We start from the raw sequence: 25,436 nt of genomic DNA, 5'->3' as shown, positions 1-25,436 counted from the left end.
ACGGATACTGCCTTACCCACGAGACCGGGCACACACCCGAGCAGCCATCAACCCTTCGACCGATGCGACGGACCTCACAGCTACGTCCCAGGAACCTCTACGATGGCTCGAGGATCTCGCGCAGGCAGGATGATGTGATGGACGACGGTGGCGACGAGGTGCTCGGCACCATCGAGACCGAGATCGCGCTGCTCATGCGCATGGGCGAGGCCACCCGGCGAGCCACCCCGGTCGAGCCGTACCGCGCCCTCGACCGCGCCGCCTACGTGATCCTCCGCCACCTCGCCGAGTCCGGCCCGATGAACGTCTCCACGCTCGCCGCCCGCCTCAACCTCGACGGCTCCACCATCACCCGCCAGGTCTCCGCCATGCAACGCGCCGGCCTGGTCACCCGCTCCCCCGACCCGTCCGACGGCCGCGGCACCCTGATCTCCCCCACCGACCACGGCCTGCACTGCGTCACCGTCGTCCGCGCCGCCCGCCGTGACCTCTACGGCAAGATCCTGGCCGACTGGAACGCCACCGACCGCGCCGCCCTCGCCACGCTCATGCACCGCCTGAACGTGTCACTCTCCGCACACAAACCCACCGCGCGCAACTGAGCGCCACCGCCGGTTTGTAGGATGCTGCTTACGATGAGCGAGTCGGCCGGGCGGTCGCGTTGATGACTCCCCGGAGTCATCGCCGAGGAACGTCCGGACTCCACAGGGCAGGGTGGTTGCTAACGGCAACCCGGGGCGACCCGCGGGACAGTGCCACAGAAAACAAACCGCCGCCATGCGCAGGCGTGGCGGTAAGGGTGAAACGGTGGGGTAAGAGCCCACCAGCACCCCGGGCGACCGGGGTGGCTCGGTAAACCCCACCCGGAGCAAGGCCAAAAGGGCCTCCCCGCAAGGCGGAGACCTGCGCAGGCGTTCGAGGGCTGCCCGCCCGAGCCTGCGGGTAGGCCGCTCGAGCCCGCCGGCAACGACGGGCCTAGATGGATGACCGCCACCAGCGGCTTCACGCCGCCGGTCACAGAATCCGGCGTACACGCCGGCTCGCTCATCGCCTCCTCGTGTGCCGCCGGAGGTCCACGATGGCTGCGCCCCGCCGCCGCAGGGATGCGGCGGCGGAGACGTGGCTACGTCGTGGCGGTGGGGGCTGGGGTGGCGGGTTTCGGGGGCGGTGGGGTGGCGTCGGCGAAGTAGTCCTCGCGGGTGGTGGTGTCGGTGCCCTCGGCGACCTTCATGCTGCGGAGGATCGGGGTGGCGATCGCCGCGACGAGCAGGTTGACCGCCACCGCGACCAGGCCGGCGTAGATGGTCATCGGCGTGTCGAAGCCGAACTCCCGGAGCGGGAACGCGGACCCGCCGAAGTGGGCGCGGCCGGTGGCGGCGTTCGGGATCTGGTAGAGCATCCACATGCCGAGGCCCATGCCGGCGAACCAGCCCGCGATCAGCGCGCCGCGGTGCAGCCAGCGGGTGTAGAGGCCGAGCGCGACCGCGGGCAGCGTCTGCAGGATGATGACGCCGCCGATGAGCTGGAGGTCGATGCTGAACTGCGGGTCGAGGAAGACGATGCAGGCGACCGCGCCGACCTTGACCACCAGCGAGGTGATCTTCGAGACGTTCGCCTCCTGTGCCGGGGTCGCGTCCTTGCGCAGGTACTCCTTGTAGATGTTGCGGGTGAACAGGTTCGCCGCGGCGATCGACATGATCGCGGCGGGGACCAGCGCGCCGATACCGACGGCCGCGAACGCGACGCCCGCGAACCAGGCCGGGAACTGCTGGTCGAACAGCAGCGGCACGACCGTGTTGGTGTCCAGCGTGCCCTGGCGCGCGCCCGGCAGCGGCTTGACCTGCGCCGCGATGGCCATGAAACCCAGAAGAGCGATCAGACCCAGCAGCAGGCTGTACGCCGGGAGCGCCGACATGTTCCGTTTGATCACGCCCCGGTCGCGGCTGGCCAGCACGCCGGTGATCGAGTGCGGGTAGAGGAACAGCGCCATCGCGGAGCCGAGCGCCAGCGTGATGTACTGCAGCTGGTTGTTGGCGTTGAGCGTGATCCCGTCGTTGGGCGCGGGCGACGCGGCGAACTTGGCCTCGGCCGCGTCGAAGATGTTCCCCCAGCCGCCGAGCTTCGCGGGCAGGTAGATCACCGCCACGATGATCACTATGTAGATCAGCGTGTCCTTGACGAACGCGATCAGCGCGGGCGCGCGCAGCCCCGACTGATAGGTGTAGGCGGCCAGGATCGCGAACGCCACTATGATCGGCGCGTGCCGGGCCAGCGCGGAGTCGCCGGTCACGCCCATGGTCTTGAGCACCGCCTCGATGCCGACCAGTTGCAGCGCGATGTAGGGCATGGTCGCGGCGATGCCGGTGATCGCGATCAGCAGCGCCAGCGTCGGCGACGCGAACCGGGCGCGCACGAAGTCAGCCGGGGTGACGAAGCCGTGCCGGTGCGACACCGACCAGAGCCGGACCAGCACCAGGAACACCAGCGGATAGACGATGATCGTGTACGGCACCGCGAAGAACTCGGCCGCGCCCGCGCCGAACAGCAGCGCCGGAACGGCCACGAACGTGTACGCGGTGTAGAGGTCGCCGCCGACCAGGAACCAGGTGATCCACCCGCCGAAGTTGCGGCCGCCGAGGCCCCACTCGTCCAGGTGGTTGAGGTCCTGCGGCGCCCGCCACCGGGCCGCGACGAAGCCCATCACGCTGACCAGCAGGAACAGCAGGCTGAAGACGACGATCTGGACGATGTGGTCGCTCATCGGCCCGCACCCCGCCCGGTCATCCGGTAGACGATCGTGGTGGTGGTGACGCCGAGGAGGATGAACGCCAGCTGCAGCCAGTAGAACACCGGGAATCCCAGCAGACGCGGGTCGTCGTGGTTGAACAGCGGCGTGGTCAGCGGGACCAGGATCGGCACGATGAGCAGCCAGTTCCACGGGCTGCGATCGCTGCGGGCCTGGACCGGCGCGGACGCCGAGGCCTGAGTGTCCGGGATATCCGGGTCGGGCGTCGTCGGCTCGGCCATGGGTAGCTACCTCCTGCAGATGGCGTGCGTCAGGAGGCGACGGGAGCGCGCCGCCTCCCCGTGCAACGATCACGCTCGGGCGCGGGGAGACTACCCACGGGAAGATTACGGCTTGGGAGTGACCTACTTCACGAAGCGGTCAGCGGTCGGCCCCCTGCGCCGGACGGCTCGACGCCCATCGATGGCATTCCCACCGCGGCCGACACCGCCGTGATCCGGGCGTCCCCCATGTGGCTGAAACGACATGGGGGACGCCCAGGTCACGTCAGATGGGCGGTGTCGTTGACGGTGCGGACCGCGACGTTGCCGTCCGGCCAGGTGTCCACGATGGAGATGCCCGCCGGTTCCAGGTAGAGCCGGTGCAGGAACGCGTCCGACGCGGCGAGCGCGTCCTGCAACAGCAGCTTGATCGGCGTCACGTGGCTGACCACCGCGATCGTGGCGCCCTCGTGCGCGGCCAGCACCGCGGCCCGCGCGCCCCGGATCCGCTTCGCGACCGCCTTGAACGACTCGCCACCGGGCGGCGCCACCGCGGTCGAGTCCAGCCAGCGCTGCATCTCGTTCGGCCACCGCTCGCGGACCTCGGCGAACGTGCGGCCCTCCCAGTCGCCGAAGTCGCACTCGACGAGCCCGGCCTCGGTCAGCACCGGCACGCCGCCGGCCGCCCGCGCGATCTCCGCGGCCGTGGCGGCGCAGCGGGACAGCGGCGAGGTGACCACCGCGGCCAGGTCGGGCGCGAGCACGGCCACCCGGCGCGCGGCCGCTGCCGCCTGCTCCAGGCCGTGCGCGGAGAGCGGCACGTCGCCGCGGCCGGAGTAGCGCTTCTCCGCGGTCATGTCGGTCTCGCCGTGCCGGATCAGGATCATGCGGGTCGCCGCGGTCAGCGACGGCGGCACCCAGGACTTCGGCGGCGACACGGCGACCCGGGCCGGGCCGGCCGCGTTCGCCGCGATCTCCTTCGCGAGCGCGCGGGCCGACGAGTCCGGCGCCGCGACGTCCGCCACCGGCTGCGGCGACACGCTGCGGCCGCCGTCCATCGCCTTGTTCGCCAGCGCGTCCGCGGCCTTGTTCTTCTCCCGGGGGATCCAGGTGAAGCCGACCTCGTCGAAGTTGTCGATCAGCTGGGCCGCGGTGGCGGCGAGCGGCCGCAACCCCGGGTTCTTGATCTGCCAGCGGCCGGACATCTGCTCGACGACCAGCTTGGAGTCCATCCGCACGTCGACCCGGGACGCGCCCAGTTCGCCGGCCGCCTCCAGGCCGGCGATCAGACCGGAGTATTCCGCGACGTTGTTCGTGGCGACGCCGACCGAGTCGAACCGCTCGGCCAGCACCTGGCCGGTCGCGGCCTCGATGACCACCGCGCCGTACCCGGCCGGGCCGGGGTTGCCGCGCGAGCCGCCGTCCGCCTCGACGATGACGTGCAGGCTCACAGACCGGACTCCGCGGTCCGGATCATGATCCGGCCGCACTCCTCGCAGCGCACCACGTCGTCGGCGGGCGCGGCCTTGACCCGGTGCAGTTCCTGGCCGTAGAGCTCCAGGCGGCAGCCGCCGCAGCGACCGGCCCGGAACAGCGCGGCGCCGAGCCCGGCGTTCGCCTCGCGCAGCCGGTCGTAGAGCGCGACCAGATCGCCGGGGAGGTCCGCGGCCAGCGGCGACCGGGCCTGCGACTTGAACTCCTCCTCCTTGGCGATCTCGGCCAGCGCGGCCTCGCGGCGGACCTCGGCCGCGGTGCGGGCCTCGCGCGCGGCCGCAAGGCGCGTGCCGATCTCGTCCAGCGTGGCCTGCGCGGTCTCCCGCTGCTCCATCAGCTCGAGCTCCTGGTCCTCCAGCTCGCTCTGCCGGCGGGTCAGGCTGGCCACCTCGTGCTGCAGCGCCTCCAGCTCGCGGGCCGGGCCGGTGCCGGCGGCCAGCCGGTCGTCGTCCTTCTTGCGGCGGATCCGAACCTGGTCGATGTCCCGTTCCAGGCGGGCGATGTCGCGGTCGAGGTCGTCCGCCGTGACCTGCGCGCGCACCCGCTCGTCCTCCAGCGCGGAGAGGTTGCGGGCCAGCGTGTCCAGCTCGGCGTACTCCGGCAGCGTCTTGCGCCGGTGCGCGAGCTGGGCCAGGGACGTGTCGATAGCCTGCAGATCCAGCAGACGGCGTTGGGCTTGCGGCGCGGCCTTCACGACGAGGGCTCCTTCTTCTGTTCAGTTGAGAGCGGGGACGCCGCGTGCAGCGTCCAGGGGTCGGTGTCCAGGTCCGAGACGAGCACCTCGACCGGGTGCCCGGCGCGCAGCCAGGCGGCCACGTCGTCGCACCAGGGGCGTTCGGTGGCCCAGTGCGCCGCGTCCAGCAGCGCGGGGCCCCCGCCGGCGAGGTGCTCACCGGCCAGGTGGTGCCGCAGGTCGGCGGTCAAGTATGCATCGGCACCGGCCGCGGTCGCCGCGCCCAGGTAGGAGTCGCCGGAACCACCACAGACCGCGAGGGTACGGATGATCCGCTCCGGGTCGCCCGCCGCTCGTACCCCCCAGGTGGTCGGGGGTAGTTCGCGCGCGGCCAGAGCGGTCAACTCGGCGAGCGTCAGCGGGGCCGGCAGCGTGCCCACCCGGCCGATGCCGAGCGCCGGGTCGTCCGGCCGCGGGGAGAGCGGGCGGAGCTCGCGCAGGCCGAAGCGGGCGGCGAGCGCGTCCGACACGCCCGGATTCGCGGTGTCCGCGTTCGTGTGCGCGGTGAACAGCGCGATGTCGCCCTTGATCAGCCGGTGCACGATCCGGCCCTTGAACGTGGTCGGCGCGACCGACGACACGCCCTTGAGCATCAGCGGGTGGTGCGCCACGATCAGGTCCGCGCCGGCTGCGAACGCCTCGTCGACGGTCTCGTCCACCACGTCGACCACGCACAGCACCCGGCGCACGACCGCGGCCGGGTCGCCGAGCACGAGGCCGACGCGGTCCCACTGCTCCGCCCAGGCCGGCCGGTAGCGCGCCTCGAGCGCGGCCACCAGCCGGCCGACGGTCGTCTCGCTGGAAGTCACGGCGAGAACTCTATCCAGGGCCTGTTTCAGGAGGAGGGCCGGAGCGAGGCGCGGTCCGGGTGTCGTATTGAAACAGGCCCTCGCCGCTATGCGAGGCTTCCGTCCGTAGGGAGCCGTACCCGCAGGACGTCCAGGGTCAGCGCCCACGGGAACCGGTCGACGTAGCGGTCACCGGTGCCGGGCGGGTGCAGCTCGACGACGTCGTCGCCGAAGAGCACGCTCACCCCCCAGGATCGCAGCCGCTCGATGTTCTCCCGGAACACGGGGTGCGCCGCCATCGCCGCGTTGGTGTACGGCATCGCCACGATCGGCAGGTCCTTGCCGTAGGCCTCCACCAGCAGCCCGAGCGCGAGCGTGTCGGCGATCCCGGCCGCCCACTTGTTGATCGTGTTCACCGTGGCCGGCGCGACGATGATCGCGTCCGGCGGCGGCAGCACGTCCGAATCGCCCGGATTCTTGTAGGTGGTACGGACCGGGTGTCCGGTCTGCGTGGCCAGCGCGGCCACGTCGACGAACTTGCGCCCGTCCGGCGTCGTGACCACGCAGACGTCCCAGCCGTCGGCCCGCGCGAGATCCACCAGCACGCCCACCTTTCGGGCGACCGGAGATCCGCAGGCCACGACGTAGAGCACGCGCGCAGGACAGCCGCCGATCATGGTCGGTAAACCTTCATACGCCAACTCCCATGTGCTCAGCCAACTCGGCGATGGACGGAGACGGCGTACCGCGGGTGCGACGTAGCACGTCCGAGATGACCGCGTGCGCGATCGGCCGGCAGCGGATCTCGGACGGTGCGAGCCGATCCCCCTCCAGCAGCATCTCGCCCGCCTTCTCCATCTCCCCCATCTGCGAGTATCCGCGGGCCAGGTCGAGGTAGTGGTGCGCGCGCCGCTCCGGCAGCAGCGCGTCGAACCCGCCGGTCTGGTTGATCACCTCGTGCGTCTCGACCGCCATCCGGCCGTCACCCAGCTCGACCATCGCGGCCGCGCGGTGCAATTGCACGTTGGTCGGCCCGAACGAGGTCCAGTAGTGGTTCGCGTCGCCGCCCACATGCTCCGCGACCCGGGTGGCCTCGTTCATCAGATCGTGCACGGTCGCGGTGTCGCCGAGCCGGGCCGCGGCCATGCCGCCCTGGAGCAGCAGCATGCCGTAGACGCTGAGCCGCTCCGGCGTGCTGTCCGTGTCGCCCGCGGGCGCGATCTGGTTGGCCACGTTGACGTGGATCTCCAGCGCCGGCCGGGCCCGGCCGAGCGCGAGCAGCGAGCTGCCCACCCGGTACGTCGCGACGCCGGCCAGCAGCTGGTCGTCGGCGCGCTGGCAGACCGCGATGGACCGGTCGGCCGCGAGCCAGGACAGCTCGTGCTCGCCCAGCTTGCGCAGCGTGGACGAGGCGATCTGGTAGACCTGCCCGAGCAGGTGGGCGGCCTCCGGGCGCTGCGGCTCGGGGGTGGAGGTGTCCAGAGCCTGGCCGTCGCGGAGCAGCTTGGGCAGGGCGCGGGCGAGCACGCCGTACTTCGCGTGCTGGAACGTCAGCCACGCGTGGCTGACCGCCTTGCGCATCTCCGGCAGCGGCGGCGCCTGCGGCGTGGCGGTGAAGAACGCGCTGATCTGGTTGTACCGCTCCAGCGCGGAGCGGATCTCCTCGACCTCGACCTGGTCGATGCAGTTCACCGTGTCCGGCCGGCGTTCCGGATCCTTGCCGAGCAGCAACTGCACGTCGACCTGCAGCACATCGGCGATCTCGTAGATGACGGAGAACTTGTCGAGCCGCCGCACGCCGCGCTCGACCTTGTCCACCCAGCTCTTCGACTTGCCCAGCCGGTCCGCGAAGACCTGCTGGGACATCTTGCGCCGTCCCCTCCAGTACGCCACGCGGCGTCCGATCGGCAGCTCGTCCACTGGTCCTCCTCATGCTCATCGTGTGCTCGATATGGCGGCACCCCGAGCGGAGAAAAACGTCTTTGAATTTCCGGTGCCGGTGGGATCAATGAGGACTGTTCGGCGCGGCGCGGACCGGCGTGCTGGACCTCGACGGCGCGCCGGTCCGGTGCTGCGCTGGACAACCCTCACTGGTTCGGTGCCGGTCGCACAGCGAGTGTGTTCGCCGCGCTCCCGCCGTTCGTAACTTCATATGCAAGTTGCAACCGGTACGACACTCGATAACGACACCGAGTGCGGCGGGTGACGGCTTGATCACCCGAGAATCTGGATGAGTTGCTGACCTGGGGGGTTTCTAGCCATGCGGTGGAGCACTCGACCGCCATTTGTTTCGACGACCCTGTCCGGAATGACCAGAGCGTTGCAGCGGCCACGTCTGCGCCGCGCCGCGCTGCGGTACGCCGACCACGAGTGGCCCGTCCTGCCCGGAGCCTGCCTGACCGGTGGGCGTTTCGTCTGTGGGCGTCCGGGATGTCCCACGATCGCCTGTCACCCGGCCGTGGAGTCCTGGGAGCTCGAGGCCACGACCGACGTCGCCCGCGTCGCGGCGTGGTGGCGGGCCCGGCCGCACTCCGTGCTGATCGCCACCGGTTACGCGTTCGACGTGCTGGAGGTGCCGGCCCACCTCGGCCTGCGCGTGCTGGGCGCGGCCCGGCTGCTGGCCGGTGTGGTCGGCCCCGGGCGCGGGCAGGTGCGCGGGCCGGTCGCGGTCACCCCGGCCGGGCGGTGGATGCTCCTGGTCGCGCCGGGCGATCCGCTGCGGCCGGAACTGGACGAGTCCCTGGACGTGCTCCGCCACGGCCCCGGATCGTGGATCCCGGCGCCGCCGACCCGGCTGCCGGACGGGCCGGTGCGCTGGGCCGTGTCCCCCGAGGAGGTGCAGTGGCGCCTGCCGGACTCCTACGCCGTGCAGGCGATGCTGGTGGACGCGCTCGGCCTTTACGCACGGCATGCCGACCCCCGGCCACTGCTTCCACGCCAGTCGACGGGCACCAGATATGCGGCCTGAACGCCCATCCGACCGCCTCTCACTGGCAAACCGGTACGAGTAGCTGCCAACGTAGCGGCCGGGCACGAAGGGGTCGACCCCTGAACGGCGGACAGCGGATTACGAAATCGTCGCGCGCCGCGGAAGTTGCAAGGCGGTCCCCCACCGGCCCCGGTTCCCCTGCCGAAGGCCACGTGACAAACCCCCGGAAACAGAGAACCCCGGAGGCGGGCTGGGCTCGGGGGTTTCCTCGTACGTCAGGGCCTCAGCCGCGCCACGGCGCCGTTCTCCAGGGCGGCCCAGATCGTGCCGTCCGGGGCGAGTGCGATGCCGTGTGGCTCGGAGTTCGGGGTGGGCAGGTTCCAGTGGCGGACCGTGCCGTCCGCGGTGACGTGGCCGATGCGGTTGCCCGCCCACTCGGTGAACCAGGCGCCGCCGGCCGGGTCAGCCACGATCGCGTGTGGCTTGGCCTCGCGGTCCGGGAGCGGAAACTCGGTGATCGTCCCGTCCGGGCCGAGCCGGCCGACCTGGCCGGCCAGGATCTCGGCGAACCAGACCGTGCCGTCGGCCGCGCACGCGATGCCGACCGGGCCGGCGCCGGGCGTGGGCAGCGTGTGCACGGTGGCGGAGCCGTCCAGCGCCACCCGGGCCAGCGCGTTCGCGCGATTCAGCGTGCACCAGAGCGCGTCGTCCGCACCCGTGGCGATCATCGACGGGAAGGCGTCGGCGACCGGAAGCAGAAACTCGGTGACCGTACCGTCGAGGCCCAGGCGCCCGGCCGCGTTCGCGGCCATCTCCGTGAACCACAGCGCGCCGTCCGGCCCGGACGCGATCCCGAACGGCCCGGAATTCGCCGTCACCGCAAAATCCGACACCACACCGGCCCCGTCGATCCGGCCGATCCGATGGTCACGGGACCGGGTGAACCACACGCTGCCGTCCGGACCGGCGACGATCACCGCGGGCCCGCTCTCCGGCGCACCGAGGTCATGCGTGACCACCGTGCCGTCCGGCATCACCCGCGCGACCTGCCCAGTGTGGATGAGCGTGGTCCAGGCGACCCCGTCCGCGCCGGCCGCGATGCCGTAGGGACTGCCGCCCACGAGAATCTGCTCGATCATCGCCGCCATCCTGCGCGCGCCCACCGCAGGACCGCAACCGGTTTCGATGATTCCGGGTCGTCCCAGGGAAGAACCCGGATGAGCTTCGGCCGCACCCGGAGCACGCTTCGTCCCATGACGCGTCTCTGTGCCGTCGCAGCCCCGCTGCTGCTCCTCACCTACGGCCTCCTCCGCCAGCTCGACGACCTCGACGTCGCCCGGGACGCCGGCCACGTCACTTTCCTGCTGGCCATGCTCCTGTTCGCGCTGCTCGCCACGCTGCTGCGCCCACTGGCCGGCCCTTCGCCGCTCGCCACCACCGCCACGGCCGCCACCGTCCTCGGCGCCGCCTGCTTCGGCTGGGTCATCACCGGCGACCTCTCCGGCCCACTACAACTGATCGGCCCGCTGCTGTTCCAGTTCGGCCTGCTGACGCTGCTCGCCCTGCTGGCCCACGCCCGGCCACCCCGGCTCCCGGCCTGGTCACCGTTCGCGGTCCTGGCCGGCTCCGTCACCATCGCCGCCGGCCTCGACCTGATCCCCCTCGCAGCGCTGGCCATCGGCGCCGGCCTCGCGCCTCTCGCCTTCCGCCAACCACTTCCGGCCCCCCGATGACCGGTAGGGGACGGCACCACCTGGTCCCCACGGCGCCCGGCCGGAGAGAACTCTCTACCCGGCGCCGATGACCCGAAGCTTCCGCGGATCCGATGTCACGGCGCCGGTGGACCCGCGATCCGAACTCACGCGACGGCTCAGCGGGTCGTCGGGGTGACGGCGGGAAGGCAGGCGACGAAGTCGTAGGCGGCCGAGATGGGGAGGTCCTGGTAGGTGTCGAGGACACGGGTGCGGCAGGCATCCACGTCGCGGACGTCGGCGAGCACCGGGGCGTCGGCGGCCAGCAGGGCCTCGATGCTGCCGTCGGCCGGGGAGTCCAGGTCGGCTTCGACGATCTCGACGCCCTCTGGGGCGGAGGAGCGGCGGCGGGTCAGGACGCGGCCGGTGGCGGCGGTCAGGGCGATCACCACGAAGTCGTCGCCGAGGTAGGCGGCGAGATGGGTGCCGAGCGTGGGCAGTTCGATGCCGGCCGTGCTGGGCGGGGTGCGGGTCAGGTGAGAGTTGGCGGCGCCGATGACCAGGCGCTCGCCGCGGGCCAGCAGCATGCGTGCGGTCTCCGCCATGGCGGCGTCTCGCGCGTTGACGGCCAGCTCCGACATCGCGCCGCCGGCCGCGCGGGCTTGAGCGCGCAGTTGCGCGTCGAGCAGCACGGCGAGCCGCAGCCCGTGCCGGGCCGTTTCCCACTCCGAGAGGGCCGCGCCACGATCAGCCCGTGCCGCCCCCGCGGACCCGGCACCATGATCGGGCCGCGCCACCTCCGGCCCCCCAGAACCGGCGCCACTGCCGGGTGGAGCCACCTCCGCAGAACCGGCACCGCCGTCGGGCCGCGGAGCCTCCGGGGCGCCGGTGGCGCGGAGGTGCAGTGGGCGAAGCGCGTCCATGCGGGTGGAGAGGTCGGCGAGCAGGACGGTCTGGGCGTCGCGATCGGGCTGGGGCATCGCCAGGTAAGCGGCGAACGCGGGCATCGGGTGTGGGCCCGCCCAGCGAGTGGCGAGGTCGCGCAGGGACGTGAGCGCGGCGGTCGCGCCGGGGTCGAGATGAGCGTCGAGGCCGGCTAGTGCGGGCAGCATCGACGCGAGGTCGCCGGGCAGGTCCAGGCCGGTGTAGCTCACCGTGCCGTGCGCGCGCAGCCACTCGAACGTGCGCCGGGTCTCCGGCGCGGTGCCGAAGCGGTAGGTCAGCGCGTCCGCCGGGAAGTCGCCGGGCGCGCCGGCGACCCAGGACCCGAGCGCCAGGCCCTCGCTGAAGCCGGACTCCTGCGCATACGCCGTGAAGCCCATCCGCTCGACCAGGAACCGCAGCAGCCGGTGCCGGAGCAGCTGGTATTCCCGCACATAATGCGAGGACTCGCCGATGCCGACCACGCGCGCGCCACCGATCAGCGCGCGCAGCGGCTCCAGGTCGTCGAGCGGGGCGTCCGGATCCACAGTGGTCAGCGCGATTCTCACGACCGAGGAGAATAGCCGGTGAGGGCCGGGGCGCGCTCCGGGCGCGGCCCGACACCGATGACGCGGGCGGGGATGCCCTGCAGCACCGGGAACCGGTCCAGCAGCCGCAGCGGCAGCGGGGCCCGGACCGGCCGCTCCGTGCGCAGCAGCGGCGCGACCACGCTGCGCTGCATGACGCGCTGCGCGCCCTGCACGATCCGGGTCGGCAGCATGCGGCGGCGCTGCACCGCGGCCAGGCCGGCCTCGGTGAGCCGGCCCTCGCGGAGCGCGGGGGCGAGCAGCCGGGCGGCCGCGACCGCGTCCTGGATGGCGAGGTTGATGCCGACGCCGCCGATCGGGGACATGGCGTGCGCGGCGTCGCCGATCAGCAGCGCGCCCGGCACGTGCCAGCGGCGAAGCCGGTCGACCTGCACGGTCAGCTTGCGCACGTCGTCGAACGAGGTGATCTGATCGACCCGGTCGGCGAGAGCGGGGAAGAGCGACACCACCCGGGTACGGAATGCGTCCAGCCCCTGCGCGACGACGGTGTCGTGGGCGCCCTTGGGAATCAGGTAGGCGATCTGCCAGTAGTCGCCCCGGTCGATCGAGACCAGCGCTCCCCCGGCCCCGACCAGGCCCTGCACGCCCTCCGGGTCGGTGTCGGCGCGCGGCAGGCGGAACCACAGCACGTCCATCGGCGCGCCGAACTCCACCGGGGTCAGGCCGAGCTCGCGCCGCACCGTCGACGATCGCCCGTCGCACGCGACGGTCAGCGCGGCGCCGACGTGCAGCGACTCGCCGCCGGTCGTGCGCGCCGTCACGCCGCGCACGGTGCCGTCCGGATCGCGGCGCAGGCCGACCATCTCGGTCTCGCGGAGCAGCGTGAACGTGTCGTAGCGCGCGGCCTCGTCGGCGAGCATCTCCAGGAAGTCCCACTGCGGGACGAACATGATGTACGGCGGCCAGCCCTTCAGCCGGCTGAGGTCGCCGATCCGGCGGGAGCCGTCCGCGAACGTGAGCGTGACGCGGTCGACCTTGCGGTGCGGCAGCGCCTCGGCCCGCTCCGCCAGCCCCAGCTCCGCGATCAGCGCCAGCGTGGACGGGTGGACAGTGTCGCCGCGGAAGTCGCGCAGGAAGTCGGCGTGCTTCTCCAGCACCACCGTGCGGACACCGGCGCGGGCGAGCAGCAGGCCGAGCATCAGGCCGGCGGGGCCGCCGCCGACGACACAGACATCAGTGTTGATCTCATCGGTGCGACTCATAGCGCACCTCCAATCTCATCGACTGTTGAATTATAGGCACGCGGCCGAGCACCGCGGGTGTCGAACGCACGACACCCGCAACGCGCCGGAAATCAGGGTTTGTCGATCACTTGGCCGGATATCACGAGGCCATGGCGCTGAAGGGTCCCCAAAAGTGAACACTCCCTAAGGGTTTTCCCTTGTAGTGCGACAAACGGATCATCCGATTCCCCGCACATCGAGTGTTTTGGCTGCTCAGACGCCTCATACCACCCAGTACCTCATGCGGGAAATAGGCCTTGTGAGGGGCATTGACCGATGGAAGTGTTTCCCGCATCTGGGGCATCAACTCTCCTGATTTGAGTGGAATGTCCGCTGCCGATCCACCCCCTCGGAGGACCACGTGAGATCCACAAGCTCCTCGATCCGGCGCTCAGCGACGATCATCGCTGCGCCCGCCATCCTCGTCGGCGCCCTCATCGCCCCCACCAACGCCCAGGCCGCTCCGACGCTCATGACCGAGGCCCACGCCGGCACGGCCATGGCGCTCAGCGACGAGCTCGGCGCGACCCGCACCGCGGGCGCGTACTTCGACGCGGACACCAACCGCATGGTCGTCACCGTGACGGACGCGGCGGCCGCCCGCGCGGTCCGGGCCGAGGGCGCGGTCGCCGAAACGGTCACCTTCAGCAACGCGCAGCTCGACGCCGTGATCGCGGACCTCAACAAGACCCCGATCGCGGGTACGGCGTGGGGCACCGACGTCATCGCGAACCAGGTCGTGGTCTCGGTCGACAACACGGTCAGCGACGCGGACGTGGCCGTCATCAAGGCCAAGGTGGAGAAGGCCGGCGCCGCGGCCCGCCTCGAGTTCACCGGCAAGCTCTCCACCACGATCACCGGTGGCGACGCGATCTACGCCGGCGGCAGCCGCTGCTCGCTCGGCTTCAACGCCCGGTCCGGCTCCACGTACTACTTCGTGACCGCGGGTCACTGCACCAACATCTCGGCGACGTGGACGAACGGCTCCACGACGCTCGGCACCCGCACCGTGACCAGCTTCCCGGGCAACGACTACGGCATCGTCCGGTACACGAACACCAGCATCGCGCACCCGAGCGCGGTCGGCAGCCAGACGATCTCCTCCGCGGCCACCCCGGCCGTCGGCACCGCGGTCACCCGCCGCGGCAGCACCACCGGCACCCGCTCCGGCACGGTGACCGCGCTCAACACCACGGTGAACTACGCCGAGGGCGCGGTCAGCGGCATGATCCGGACGACCGTCTGCGCCCAGCCCGGTGACTCCGGCGGCCCGCTGTACCGCGGCTCGGTCGCCTACGGCATCACCTCCGGCGGCTCCGGCAACTGCACCTCCGGCGGCGTCACCTACTTCCAGCCCGTCACCGAGGCGCTCTCGCGCGGCGGCCTGACGGTGGGCGGCTTCTAGCCCTTACCGCACCTGCGGGCCGAGCCGCTGGACCCCCCGCACGGGTCCAGCGGCTCGGTCTTTCCGTTCCTCGTCCCCACACGACCGGGCGCGAAGGACACGAGCAGCCTCCTCACACCACACGACCGGGCGGGAAGGCCGCGAAGCGGCCGACCGGCTCGGTTCTCGTTCCTCTCCCACCACGCAACGTGCAGGAAGGAGCGCCAGCGACGACCGGTGCCCGCGGGAGCACGCCCAAAGCGACCACGCCGGAAGCGGGAAGATCGCCCTTAAGCCCTTAAGCCCTGGCCCTGTTCTTAAGCTGCGGCGACAGCCTGCTTGACCGGAAAGAGATCGTCAAAGACCTGGCCGCGGTCGAACGTCATGGCGTGCGCCCGCGCCCGCACCTCCAGGTCGCGGCGCTCCTCGGCGGACATCTTCAGCACCGCGTGGTCGATCGCGGCCGCGATGCCCGCCACGTCGCCCGCCTCGACGATGACCGCGGCGTCGCCGACCGCCTCGCCGGTGCCACCGGTCAGCGCCGTGATTATCGGACCGCCCCCGGCCAGGCCTTTCTCCGCGAGCGCGATGCCGAACGTCTCGACGAAGTCCGGCTCCGGCTTGGTCGGCAGCGCGTAGGCCGCGCACCCGTTCATCAGCAGTGGTTTCTCGTCATCGTCCACGTCGGTCAGGAAGATGATGTTCTCGTCCTCCTTGGCCAGTGCCTGCACGTGCTCCAGCGCCGGGCCGGTGCCCGCGATGACCAGTTTGACCCTGTCCCGGCACTCCATCTGCCCGTACGCCATGACCAGGTCGTAGATGCCCTTGGCGCGCGCGACGCGGGAGAGGAACAGCACGTAGCCGTCGCGCTCCAGGCCACGGCGGGCCAGCGCGGCGTCGACCGCGGCCGGGTCCAGGTCGAGGTAGGCGGACGAGTCGATCGGCGGGTAGCTGACCGTGACGCGGCGGCGGCACTCCTCGGCGAAGCGCGTGCCGACGGCCGCGTCCACCTCCTCGGCCGAGGAGATGATCTCGTCCCGCGTGTAGTCGGAGACGGCGACCACCTCGTCGCTGGCCAGGAACTGGGTGAGCAGCACGGTCGCGGCGCCGAACGCACCCTCGCGCAGGCAGTTGCGGATCACGTTGGTGACGTCGGAGCCGACCGCCTTCGCGATCGTGTAGACGTCCGGCGCGAACCCGGCGGCCTTCGCGGCCGTGACGGCCTCGTTGACCACCTGCGTGTGCGGCACCAGGTACATCGAGAGCACGGTGGTCGGCACCGGCTCCGCGAGCAGCTCGACCAGCCGGCCGGTCATGCCGGCGATGTGCCGGCCGTCCGGGACCCGGTAGTCGCCGACCGGCTCCGGGCGCTCGACCGTGATGCCCTCGCTGTACGGCAGGAGCCGGTCCAGCGGCTTGAGCGGCAGCCCGGCCGCCTGCAGCGTCGGGATCGTCCAGGTCAGCAGGCGCACGTCGTCGAACCCGCGGGTCAGCGCGACCTCGGCGAGGTTGCGTGCCTCGCCCGAATGGCCGCAGATCACCGGGTCGGCCCGGACCACGATCACGAGACGGCGACGGGGGTATTTCATGGTCTTTCCTTATTGAGCTGCTGCCGCCGAGTCTGACAGGGACGGCGGGCGGATCCCGCGCCCCCACGAGGACGGCTCCGGACCCAGCGTGAGCTGCAATCGGCCGCCGCGGTGAACGTCCGCGGCGCTCAGATGCGTGGCTTCCAGAGGCCTTCCGTTGAGGGTGGCGGCCTGAACGTACTGGACCGGCGGGGTCCGATCAATACCGTCCACCCCGATCGGTGAGTCGCGGTGCCCAGTGGTCTCGATGATGAACTCACCCTCGCCGGTCCGGATCATCGCACTCCGAAACGCGGGCGAATTAATCAGGAAACGATTCTGACCCGCGACCGGGAAAAGGCCGAGTGAGGCCCACACGTACCAGGAGCTCAGGCCACCGGAGTCGTCGTTGCCCGGGAGGCCGCCGCGGCCGGTGCCGAACTGCCAGGTCAGGGCCGCATGCACGATCTCGGCGGTCCGGTCCGGGCGGCCCGCGTAGTGGTACGCCCAGGGCGCTTCCATGTCCGGTTCGTTGTTCAGTCCCTCGAACCGGTTCAGCGCATATCCGGCGGCCATCTCGGATGGTTTCGGGGCACGACCGGGCTGAGTGACCGGATCCGCGCCGTACCCGAAGAATTGGTCCAGAATTCGGGTGAAGGGTGCATCCCCGCCCGCTAATGCGATTCGCGCTCGCATGTCGTGCAGCAGCCGGAACGAATAGTTCCACTTGCCGCCCTCGTAGAACTCCGAGTCGCGCAGCAGCCCGGTCTCCGGATCGAACGCGTTGCGCCAGCCGCGGCTGCGCTCCTCCAGATCGTCCGCGAGCCGGCGGTCGTTCAGCGCGCGGGCCACCTTCGCGGTCACGTGGTGCGCGTACGCCAGGTCGAGCGTGTGGCTGATCGGGTGCACGACGCCGTGCTCCCAGAAGTCCTCGCCGTACATCCGGCGCAGGTCGTCGACCATGTGCACGAGCGCCCAGTTCCAGTCGATCCCCTCGCGGCCGAGCGCGTGCGCGTCCGCGAGTGCGGTGTGCGCGAGCGCGCTGCCCTGCCGGAAGAACCGGTCCGCGCCGCGCGCCATCCGGTAGCCGATCGGGAAGTTGCCCTCCTCCTCGCACACCCGGATCAGCGACTCCAGCAGGTCGGTCGCCCGGTCCGGGACGATCGCGGAGAGCAGCGGCAGCTGGGTCTTGTAGATGTCCCACATGGTGCAGACGTCGAACGCGTACGGCCCGGAGTCCGGCCAGAACGGGGACTCGTCGTCGCCGAAGCACGGCTTGATCAGCGAGTGGTAGAGCGAGGTCGCCAGCACCGTGCGGCGGGCCGGCGTGCCGCCCTCGACCTGCACCCGGTCGAGGTGATCACCCCAGCGCGCGCGGGTCCGGGACCGCACGGTGTCGAACGCGGCCGTCTCGACGCCGCACTCCCTCTCCAGGTTGCGCCGGGCCTGCTCGTGGCCGCGCAACGAGAAGCCCATCCGGATCTCGACGGTCTGGCCGGCCGCGGTCGGGCCCATGAAGAGCATGCCGAACGGGCGCAGCGTGGTGTGCCGGATGCTGTCGAAGTCGAGCCGGGTGCCGCCGTTGATCAGGCGTCGGTCGTACCACAGCATCTGCCGCCAGCGGGGCGCGTCGAACTGCACGAAGACGGAGAGCGGCACGCCCTCCATCCACACCGTGCCCTGCGCGAAGCCCTGGCCCATGCTCTCCACCTGGGCACGCAGCGGGATGGTCCGGCCCAGCTCGATCGCGAGGCCGCCGCACGACATGTCGATCACCACGCGCGAGCTGCTGGAGCGCGGGAACGTGTAGCGGTGCACCGCGACCTTGTCGCCGACCGTGATCTCCGAGCGGATGCCGGTGCCGAGCGTCGCCGCGTAGTAGCCGGGCTCGGCCGTCTCGTCCTGCAGCGGCCAGGCCTGGCCGAGGTCGTCGAGCGGCTGCACCATCGGCGTGACGCGCACGTAGTTGTAGTACTTCCGGATCGCGCCGGTGCCGGACTGCTGGAAGTGCGTGAAGCCGGACGCCTGAAGCTGCCCGAACATCTCCTCGGGTACGCCCTCGGTGTTCTTGGCGTACCGCCCGTAACCGGTCGGGTAGGCACCGGAGTAGGCGCAGGCGGAGACCATGCCGAGCGGCGACGTGGCGCCGGGGTGGGTGTTGCCGACCTGCGGCTTGGGCCACCACCAGGTGGCGGCCAGGCCGTCTGCGCGCGGCAGGTCGGTGGCTGCTGTGCCGATGAACGGATCAACGTCGTCTAAGATGCCGGAATTTTACCCGGCGTACGATCTTCGGTCGGTTACGGGGGCGTTTCCGGCGCGGATTTTTCGATTGCTCCGGTTCGCGGCCGCTTGCCATCCTTACCCGGACGCCGCGATCTTGCGGTCTGATCCGCCGAGGAGGATCGACATGAGCTTCGACGTTCGCGCCACCGACCTGCGTGCCCTGAACTCCCTGACCAAGTACCCGTCGATCCCGACTTACCACACCCTGGACCCGAAGAACGGCGGGCTGCTCGACGAGGCGGTCCCGTTCACCGGCCCGGTCCTGGCGACCGAGAAGGTCGACGGCACCAACGCCAGAATCATTCAGATCCCCGGGGGTACGTATCTGCTCGGCTCGCGCGAGGAACTGCTCTACGCGCGCGGCGACCTGATCGGCAACCCGTCCCAGGGCATCCTGGAGAACCTGCGCCCGCTGGCCGAGTCGCTGCCCGCGGTGGATGGGTTCCGCGTCCTCTACCTCGAGCTCTACGGCGGGAGGATCGGCGGCCACGCGAAGCAGTACAGCGCGCGCGGCGCGGTCGGCTGGCGGCTCTTCGACACCGCGCTGCTCGACGGGCACGAGCACCTGCTCACCGCGCCGCCGCAGCGGATCTCGGCCTGGCGGGAGGGCGGCGGCCAGCCGTGGGCGGACGAGGACGCGCTGCACGCGATCGCGGCCGAGGCCGGCGTCGAGCTGGCGCCACGACTGTTCACGCTGGACGCGGCGGAGCTGCCGGCCGGCCTGGAGAGGATGCAGTCGCTGCTGACCGACCGGCTGCCGGGCACGCTGGTCCGGCTGGACGACTCCGGCCAGGGCGCGGCCGAGGGCATCGTGTTCCGCGCCCCCGACCGCTCGGTGATCGCCAAGGCCCGCTTCCAGGACTACGCCCGCACGCTGCGCCGCCGCTGATCCCTTCTGGTGATCGGGGCCTCGCGCCGCCGGGCGGACCGGCTGGCCGTCGAGCCGGACCGGGTACTCCGATCGGGATCGTCCGAGCCGCCACGCTGAAAGTCCGTTAAGCACTGTTTCGCGGCCTGTGTTCCCGATGGCGCGGCAGGTCGACAGCGGGCAGAGTTCCAGGCGGACACCGACGCGCACGGCAGCGCATCACCACCGCAACCGGGATCGCTGCCGCATCGCCTCGGCCGTGCGGGAATCGAGCGCCCCGCATCGCCCGGCGCGCGCGGGGCTCCTCCGACCGGCGGCGCGGCCGTCGTCCCGGAAAGCACGCGGTCCCGCCGAGGGTCACGACGGAACCGTCCGGGGCGACGGCCGCGCCGCCGACGCACCCATTTCGGGCACTCTGCGTAGTCGTCCATGGCCGCTCCGCAAACAGCGCGGCATCTACGGCCAAGAACCTTTGGCGATGAACGAAAAATACGTTAGATGCCGCAGAATGCCCGAATACCCCAAGCCTCCTCTGAAGCCGCAGGCCAGAGCGGTTCGAACCTGGCACGTCGCCGACGCATGATCCGCGGACATCACCCGTTCGAGCGGGCCGCCGCGCAACGCCCTCTTGCGGATCACCGCTGGTCACCGGCGGTATGGGCCAGAAATACAAACTCGATCACTCGTTCAGGGCATGCCGGATGTTCCACGCGGCACTACCGTCACTCCCGATTGGGCATATTCAAGGTCATGTCGACAGTTCGAAAAGGAGGTGCAGCTGGTGGCGCGCAATCCCAACCCGGCCCAGATCACTGACGAGATCTGGGCGCTGTGGGAGCGGTTCGACCGATTGGAACCGTCCGCACTGCTCGGCGGCATCTACGCGGCCAAACCGGGCTACCACAACACCCGCAACGCGGTCGCGACCAGCGACTACTCGCGGGCCGACGTCGCCGCCGACCGGCAGGGGCCGGGTGACAAGGCGGCGGCCCTCGACCTGACGATGTCCGACGCCGCCATGCGGAAGTACACGTCCCGGCTGGACGTGGCGGCGCGGGCCCGGGACGAGCGGCTCTACATCGGCGGTGTGCCGATCATCCGAGAGTTCATCGGCACCAAGGACAACCGGTCCGTCTACTGCTACGTCCTGACCGGCGGGCGGCCGCTCGGCGTCGGCGCGGACGCCGGCCCGGACCCGGGGCGCGACTCCACGCACCTCTGGCACCTGCACATCTCGTTCATCCGGCGCTTCGTGGCCACCGGCGACGCGATGAACCGGATCTACTCCATACTCGCCGGCGAATCCCTCGCCACCTGGCGGTCACACGGCTCTGAGGAGGGCGACATGGCTGCGGCCGAAGACCTTTGGCGACTGCTCTTCAACGGCGGCTACCCGCCGGGCGTCTCGCCGACCCACAACGGCGGCGTGGACCGGGCGGAGATCTTCCGCCGGCTGCAGGCCATCCAGCGTGACCTCACCGTCCTGCTCTCGTCCAACTCCCAGATGCTGGACTCCGCCCAGATCGTCAAGAGCACGCTGTCCGGTCTGTCAGCCGAGCAGCTCAGCGAGGCCATCAGGGACGCCGACATCTCCCCCGAGGTGCTCGCCGACGCCATCCCCACGGACGACGCCCAGCGGGTGCTCGACGCCCTCGCGGCCCGCATCGCCGCCCTCACCGCCCCGGCTTCCCACGCGGAGCAGTCCATCGACCGTCCCTGATCGGCAGGCGGAGGAGCCGGCTCATCGGAGAGCCGGCTCCTCCACCGTCCAAGCGAGTTCGGCCAGCGCCTTGCGCACCTCGTCCGCACCGGTGCCGTCGCCGACCGACTCGGAGAGCGCGAGCGCGTCCACCAGGTCGGCCTGGGCGTCGCCGAGACGACCGGCGGCCCGGAGCAGTCCGGCCCGGACGGTCAGCGCCCGCCACTCGCCCTCCGGTTGCCGGCCACGACCATCACGCCGAACGCCGGCAGCACCCAGCCGCGGCGCACCCGGGCGCTCAGAGACGGCTGGATCGCCCAGAGGCACCCGATCGCCATCACTCAGGATCAGTTGCCCCCACTGCGCCCAGCTCTCGGCTCTCGACCTCTCCTCACGCCTCCTCGCACCGAGGTGCTGCGAGTCAGCAGTAACCGCTGCCCGTCGGAGGGTGCGGCGGCGCAGGGGTGAGAAACCACGTCGCGCACCCAGGCGCGTATCGGCATCGCCGACTGTGATGTAAGCGAATCCTGCATAAGCACCGCTCGGTTTTCCCTTCGGGATGACCGAGCGACGTTTATGCAGGTCAGGTGCTGTGGGTGGGCGCAGCAGGGTTCGAACCTGCGACCCTTCGCTTGTAAGGCGAATGCTCTTCCGCTGAGCTATGCGCCCGGGGTGATCCGGTGGCCGTCAGCCTACCTTGCGGTGAGGCTGTCAGCCGAGTGAGGCCAGGGCCTCGAGCCAGGCGGATTGGTCGCGGGGGCGGGCGCGGTCCTGGCGTTCCGCGAAGCGGATGATGCCGTCGCGGTCGATGAGGAACGTGCCGCGTTCGGCGGTGCCGCGGGTCTCGTCGAGGACGCCGTAAGCACGGGCGACCTGGCCGTGTGGCCAGAAGTCGGCCAGCAGCGGGAAGGTGAAGCCCTCCCGGTCGGCCCAGACCTTGTGGCCGAAGATCGAGTCGACGCTGATGGTGAGGACCTGGACCGCTTCATTCTGGAAGTCGGCGAGCCGGGACTGCAGCTCGTGGAACTCGCCTTGGCACGTGTTCGTGAACGCCAGAGGATAAAAGACCAGAAGAACCGATTTGCGCCCGGCGTACGATTCGAGCGCTATCTCCTGGTTGTTCTGATTCCGCAGCAGGAAGCCGGGAGCCTTCTCCCCCACTCCGATCACGGCCGCCGCCCTCCCGTCGCTGGACACGCCTCGTCGCGACGGCACGGGCCCGGTGCCGCCGCGACGGTGAAACCATCCGGTCGCCCGTGGCGGGCGACCGGCAAGCTTGTCTACTTCTTGGCGCGGACGGCACGCGGCGTTACGAGCCGCGCGGCGGTCCAGTCCTTGCCCGCGTTCACCGTCGAGGTCTGGGTCAGACCCGCGGTCGGTGCCGATTCGCTGATCTCACTCGGCTCCACGTGGCCGTCCCTGCCCGCCTTCGGCGTCAGCAGCCACACCGTACCGGCGTCGGCCAGCGGGCCGAGCGCGTCGGTGAGCAGCTCGAACAGGTCACCATCGCCGTCGCGGAACCAGACCAGCGCCACGTCGACGACCTCGTCGGTGTCCTCGTCGGCCAGGTCGTTGCCACTACGGTCGGCCAGGGCGTCGCGGAGATCGTGGTCGACGTCCTCGTCGTACCCCATCTCCATGACCACCATGCCCGGTTCGATGCCGAACCGGTCCGCCAGGCTCCGTACGCCGTCGGCGGCCTGACCAGCGGTCGCGCTCACTGTTGAGTGCCTCCTTGTCTCCTGCTCATTCCCCGGCCGCCGATCGGTGGCACCGAGGTCTCCCCCAACTTTCTGATGCCCGGTAGTCCACACAGTTACCGGCTCCGGCGCAAGTGGCACACCGAGCCTTCCGCCCGTGACTTTCCAGCTCATCGGGATACATAGTGTCACGGGGCGAGCAGGGCCTGGGCACCTTGGGCGATGGAGTCCTCGGAAACGAGCACCTGGCGGGCCGCCGGGCCGAGCGGGATGAACGAGTCGACGGACGCGACACGCCGTGCGGCGCCTACGAATCCGGCGTCGACGAGCGCGGCCAGGACGCCCTCGCCGACGCCGCCGGAGCGGCGGGTCTCGTCCACGATCAGCACCCGCCCGGTGGCGGACGACTCCCGGATGATGTCCGCCACCGGCAGCGGCGCGAGCCACCGCAGGTCGACCACGCGGACGCCGTACCCGGCGGCGGCCAGGCGGGCCCCGACGCGCAGCGACATCCGTACCCCGTTGCCGAAGGTCAGGATCGTCAGGTCGTCGGCGGAACCGAGCGGGTAGACGCGGGCCCGCCCGATCGGCACGTGCGCCGCGTTCCACCCGGCCGGGGCGGTGTAGGGAGCGAGCCACTCGCCGTCGCCGTCCGCGTGCAGGTCGCGTGTGTGGTAGAGCGCTATCGGCTCGACGATCGCGACGACCGAGCCGTCGGTCTGCGCGGACGCCAGGGCGGTGCGCAGCATCGGCGCTGCGTCCTCGGCGCGGGCCGGCACGGCCACCACCAGGCCGGGGATGTCCCGCAGCACGGCCAGCGAGTTGTCGTTGTGGAAGTGGCCGCCGAAGCCCTCCTGGTAGCCGAGCCCGGCGATCCGCACGACCATCGGGTTGCGGTAGGCGCCGCGGCTGAAGAACTGCATGGTGGCGGCCTCGCCGCGCAGCTGGTCCTCCGCGTTGTGCAGGTAGGCCAGGTATTGGATCTCCGGCACCGGCAGCAGCCCGGCCAGCCCGGCGCCGAGGCCCAGGCCCAGGATGGACGTCTCGTCCAGCAGCGTGTCCAGCACCCGGTCCTGGCCGAAGCGGTCGGCCAGGCCCTTGGTCACGCCGTAGACGCCGCCCTTGGCGGCCACGTCCTCACCAAAAATGATCATGCCGGGGTACGTGAGCGCGGCGTCGGCCAGCGTCGCGTTGATCGTCTGGGCCAGCGTGAGCGGCCCGCGCGCCTCCGGCAGCCGGTCCAGCGCGGTCGCCCGCGCGGCCGCGCCCGGGCCGGTCGCGAACGACGCCGCCTCGGTGATCGCGTGTGCGGTGCGCACCGGCCGGCGCGGCGCGATCGGCGCCATCACCTCGGCCGCGGTGGCGAGCTTGGACTCGCCCAGCACCTCCTCCGCGACCTTGCGGACCAGCCAGCCGATCTCGTCGTACCGCCCGATCAGCTGGGCGGGCCCGGCCAGCCCGGCCTCGACCAGCAGCCGCGCGGTGGCGACCAGCGGGTCCCGGGCCACGTCCGCGGCCAGCTCGGCCGCGGTGCGGTAGCCGATCTCCGCGTCCGCGCCGGCGTGGCCCATCAGGCGGACCAGCTCCAGGTGCAGCACGGCGGGCCGGCGTTCGCTCCGCACGTACGCCGCGGCCTCGGCCGCGGCGTCGTAGGTGGCGGCCAGGTCGCACCCGTCCGCATGGAAATACCTGATGCCGGGCCGGGTGGAGAGCGCGGCCGCGACCCAGCCCTCCGGTGACGGCACGCTGATGCCGAGCCCGTTGTCCTCGCAGACCAGCAGCAGCGGCACCTTCGCGCCGGAGTGGTCGGACCAGCCGGCCGTGTTGAACGCGGCCTGTGCGCTGGCGTGGTTGATCGACGCGTCGCCGAACGAGGCGACCACGATCGCGTCCGCGGGCCACGGCGAGACCGGCGCCGGCCGGGCCGGGCCGGGCCGTTCCACGGAGGCCAGGTGCCGGCCGTGCTCGATCGCGACCGCGGTGCCGACCGCGCGGGGCAGGTGCGACGCGACCGTGGACGTGGTCGGCACCACGTGCAGCTCCGCGTTGCCGAAGACCTTGTGCCGGCCGCCCGCGATCGGCTCCTGGCTGGACGCGATGACGCCGCGCAGCACGTCCCGGGCGGCCTCGGCCAGCGAGACGCCGTCGTCGTGCTCGGCGGCGGCGTGCCGGGGCCCGTCGTCCAGCGGGGACTCGCCGCCGGCCGCCTGGACCGCGCGGGCGCAGTAGAAACCACCGGCCCGGTAGTGCAGCAGCGCCGGGTCGGTGTGCCGGACCGCGGCCGCGACCGCGGCGTTGCCCTCGTGCCCGGACGAGCCGATCGTGTAGAACCCCTCGCCGAAGCTGCGCAGCCAGCGCGCGGCCAGGTCGAGGTGCCGGGTGGTGAGCTGGGCGTCGAAGAGTTCGAGCGCCCGGGCACCGGTCAACCCGCTGCCGTCCCGGACGGGGTCGGCGGACGTCCGCCGCTCGTCCGGCTTGGCCAGCGCGCCGACCGTCTCCCGGAACCGCTCGTCGAGATCTTGAGGGGTGGTCACCCCGAAA

At 71.3% G+C, this 25,436-nt stretch carries 22 protein-coding genes, 1 tRNA gene and 1 other RNA gene; 7 read left to right on the top strand and 17 right to left on the bottom strand.

What is annotated here, in order from left to right; translation table 11 throughout:
• Positions 1-137: 137 nt before the first annotated feature.
• Together J2S43_RS01445 and rnpB are read left to right on the top strand one after the other, a co-directional pair.
• Positions 138-602, top strand: a complete 465-nt coding sequence (locus J2S43_RS01445; protein ID WP_306826698.1) for a MarR family winged helix-turn-helix transcriptional regulator — start codon at positions 138-140, stop codon at positions 600-602.
• Positions 603-640: 38 nt separating this feature from the next.
• An RNA gene (gene rnpB / locus J2S43_RS01440) (RNase P RNA component class A) lies at positions 641-1,047 on the top strand.
• A 76-nt stretch (positions 1,048-1,123) separates the two neighbouring features.
• Here rnpB and mctP read toward each other — a convergent pair.
• The 7 genes from mctP to J2S43_RS01405 form a co-directional block, all read right to left on the bottom strand.
• Positions 1,124-2,761, bottom strand: coding sequence for a monocarboxylate uptake permease MctP (gene mctP, locus J2S43_RS01435; protein ID WP_306826697.1), 1,638 nt, complete (start codon positions 2,759-2,761; stop codon positions 1,124-1,126).
• Positions 2,758-3,027 (bottom strand): DUF3311 domain-containing protein, encoded by a 270-nt coding sequence (locus tag J2S43_RS01430; RefSeq protein ID WP_306826695.1) that lies wholly within the window; start codon positions 3,025-3,027, stop codon positions 2,758-2,760. Before J2S43_RS01430 ends, mctP begins: the two co-directional genes overlap by 4 nt.
• 260 nt (positions 3,028-3,287) lie before the next feature.
• Positions 3,288-4,457, bottom strand: a complete 1,170-nt coding sequence (locus tag J2S43_RS01425) for a bifunctional RNase H/acid phosphatase (RefSeq protein WP_306826694.1) — start codon at positions 4,455-4,457, stop codon at positions 3,288-3,290.
• Positions 4,454-5,194 carry a zinc ribbon domain-containing protein gene (locus tag J2S43_RS01420; RefSeq protein ID WP_306826693.1) on the bottom strand — a complete coding sequence of 247 codons (741 nt, stop codon included), beginning with the start codon at positions 5,192-5,194 and terminating at the stop codon, positions 4,454-4,456. The genes J2S43_RS01425 and J2S43_RS01420 overlap by 4 nt, the downstream gene beginning before the upstream one ends.
• Positions 5,191-6,012 carry a Nif3-like dinuclear metal center hexameric protein gene (locus J2S43_RS01415; RefSeq protein WP_306839136.1) on the bottom strand — a complete coding sequence of 274 codons (822 nt, stop codon included), beginning with the start codon at positions 6,010-6,012 and terminating at the stop codon, positions 5,191-5,193. Before J2S43_RS01415 ends, J2S43_RS01420 begins: the two co-directional genes overlap by 4 nt.
• Before the next feature lie 116 nt (positions 6,013-6,128).
• Positions 6,129-6,698: a flavoprotein gene (locus J2S43_RS01410; protein ID WP_306826691.1), complete on the bottom strand. Its 570-nt coding sequence runs from the start codon at positions 6,696-6,698 to the stop codon at positions 6,129-6,131.
• Positions 6,699-6,711: 13 nt separating this feature from the next.
• Positions 6,712-7,941, bottom strand: a complete 1,230-nt coding sequence (locus J2S43_RS01405) for a helix-turn-helix domain-containing protein (protein ID WP_306826689.1) — start codon at positions 7,939-7,941, stop codon at positions 6,712-6,714.
• A gap of 388 nt (positions 7,942-8,329) precedes the next feature.
• Between J2S43_RS01405 and J2S43_RS01400 the strand changes: the two genes are divergently transcribed.
• A complete protein-coding gene (locus tag J2S43_RS01400; RefSeq protein ID WP_306826687.1) occupies positions 8,330-8,989 on the top strand; it encodes a bifunctional DNA primase/polymerase in 660 nt (219 codons plus the stop codon).
• 236 nt (positions 8,990-9,225) lie between these two features.
• Here J2S43_RS01400 and J2S43_RS01395 read toward each other — a convergent pair whose 3' ends face one another.
• A complete protein-coding gene (locus tag J2S43_RS01395; protein WP_306826685.1) occupies positions 9,226-10,089 on the bottom strand; it encodes a Vgb family protein in 864 nt (287 codons plus the stop codon).
• A gap of 114 nt (positions 10,090-10,203) precedes the next feature.
• Between J2S43_RS01395 and J2S43_RS01390 the strand changes: the two genes are divergently transcribed.
• Positions 10,204-10,683 (top strand): hypothetical protein, encoded by a 480-nt coding sequence (locus tag J2S43_RS01390; protein WP_306826684.1) that lies wholly within the window; start codon positions 10,204-10,206, stop codon positions 10,681-10,683.
• A 137-nt stretch (positions 10,684-10,820) separates the two neighbouring features.
• Here the strand turns inward: J2S43_RS01390 and J2S43_RS01385 are convergent, their stop codons facing one another.
• Together J2S43_RS01385 and J2S43_RS01380 are read right to left on the bottom strand one after the other, a co-directional pair.
• Positions 10,821-12,131, bottom strand: coding sequence for an erythromycin esterase family protein (locus J2S43_RS01385; RefSeq protein WP_306826682.1), 1,311 nt, complete (start codon positions 12,129-12,131; stop codon positions 10,821-10,823).
• Positions 12,128-13,354 carry an FAD-dependent oxidoreductase gene (locus tag J2S43_RS01380; protein ID WP_306839134.1) on the bottom strand — a complete coding sequence of 409 codons (1,227 nt, stop codon included), beginning with the start codon at positions 13,352-13,354 and terminating at the stop codon, positions 12,128-12,130. Before J2S43_RS01380 ends, J2S43_RS01385 begins: the two co-directional genes overlap by 4 nt.
• A gap of 400 nt (positions 13,355-13,754) precedes the next feature.
• Between J2S43_RS01380 and J2S43_RS01375 the strand changes: the two genes are divergently transcribed.
• The gene (locus J2S43_RS01375; protein ID WP_306826680.1) at positions 13,755-14,798 is read left to right on the top strand and encodes a S1 family peptidase; all 1,044 of its coding nucleotides are present in this window, start codon (positions 13,755-13,757) and stop codon (positions 14,796-14,798) included.
• 296 nt (positions 14,799-15,094) lie between these two features.
• Here J2S43_RS01375 and J2S43_RS01370 read toward each other — a convergent pair whose 3' ends face one another.
• Positions 15,095-16,366, bottom strand: coding sequence for a glycosyltransferase (locus tag J2S43_RS01370; protein ID WP_306826678.1), 1,272 nt, complete (start codon positions 16,364-16,366; stop codon positions 15,095-15,097).
• A 9-nt stretch (positions 16,367-16,375) separates the two neighbouring features.
• Positions 16,376-18,583 carry a glycoside hydrolase domain-containing protein gene (locus tag J2S43_RS01365; protein WP_306839132.1) on the bottom strand — a complete coding sequence of 736 codons (2,208 nt, stop codon included), beginning with the start codon at positions 18,581-18,583 and terminating at the stop codon, positions 16,376-16,378.
• A gap of 169 nt (positions 18,584-18,752) precedes the next feature.
• Between J2S43_RS01365 and J2S43_RS01360 the strand changes: the two genes are divergently transcribed.
• Entirely contained in the window at positions 18,753-19,517 is a 765-nt protein-coding gene (locus tag J2S43_RS01360; RefSeq protein WP_306826676.1) for an RNA ligase family protein, read from the top strand.
• 760 nt (positions 19,518-20,277) lie between these two features.
• Positions 20,278-21,216 (top strand): hypothetical protein, encoded by a 939-nt coding sequence (locus J2S43_RS01355; RefSeq protein ID WP_306826674.1) that lies wholly within the window; start codon positions 20,278-20,280, stop codon positions 21,214-21,216.
• Between the two features lie 21 nt (positions 21,217-21,237).
• On the opposite strand, the gene J2S43_RS01350 is transcribed toward J2S43_RS01355, so the two are convergent.
• The 5 genes from J2S43_RS01350 to J2S43_RS01330 all read right to left on the bottom strand — a co-directional run bounded on the left by J2S43_RS01350 (position 21,238) and on the right by J2S43_RS01330 (position 25,429).
• On the bottom strand, positions 21,238-21,522 hold the full coding sequence (locus J2S43_RS01350) for a hypothetical protein (RefSeq protein WP_306826672.1): 285 nt from the start codon (positions 21,520-21,522) through the stop codon (positions 21,238-21,240).
• Positions 21,523-21,792: 270 nt separating this feature from the next.
• Positions 21,793-21,864, bottom strand: a tRNA-Val gene (locus J2S43_RS01345).
• 42 nt (positions 21,865-21,906) lie between these two features.
• Positions 21,907-22,365, bottom strand: a complete 459-nt coding sequence (locus J2S43_RS01340) for a peroxiredoxin (RefSeq protein ID WP_306826670.1) — start codon at positions 22,363-22,365, stop codon at positions 21,907-21,909.
• A 110-nt stretch (positions 22,366-22,475) separates the two neighbouring features.
• Complete coding sequence (locus tag J2S43_RS01335) at positions 22,476-22,916, bottom strand: DUF3052 domain-containing protein (protein ID WP_306826668.1); 441 nt, start codon at positions 22,914-22,916, stop codon at positions 22,476-22,478.
• A gap of 167 nt (positions 22,917-23,083) precedes the next feature.
• Positions 23,084-25,429: a thiamine pyrophosphate-dependent enzyme gene (locus J2S43_RS01330; protein WP_306826667.1), complete on the bottom strand. Its 2,346-nt coding sequence runs from the start codon at positions 25,427-25,429 to the stop codon at positions 23,084-23,086.
• Between the last annotated feature and the right edge of the window lie 7 nt (positions 25,430-25,436).

Origin of the sequence: Catenuloplanes nepalensis, assembly GCF_030811575.1 — a bacterium.
GTDB lineage: Bacteria > Actinomycetota > Actinomycetes > Mycobacteriales > Micromonosporaceae > Catenuloplanes > Catenuloplanes nepalensis.
This window is presented reverse-complemented; position numbering and strand designations above follow the sequence as displayed.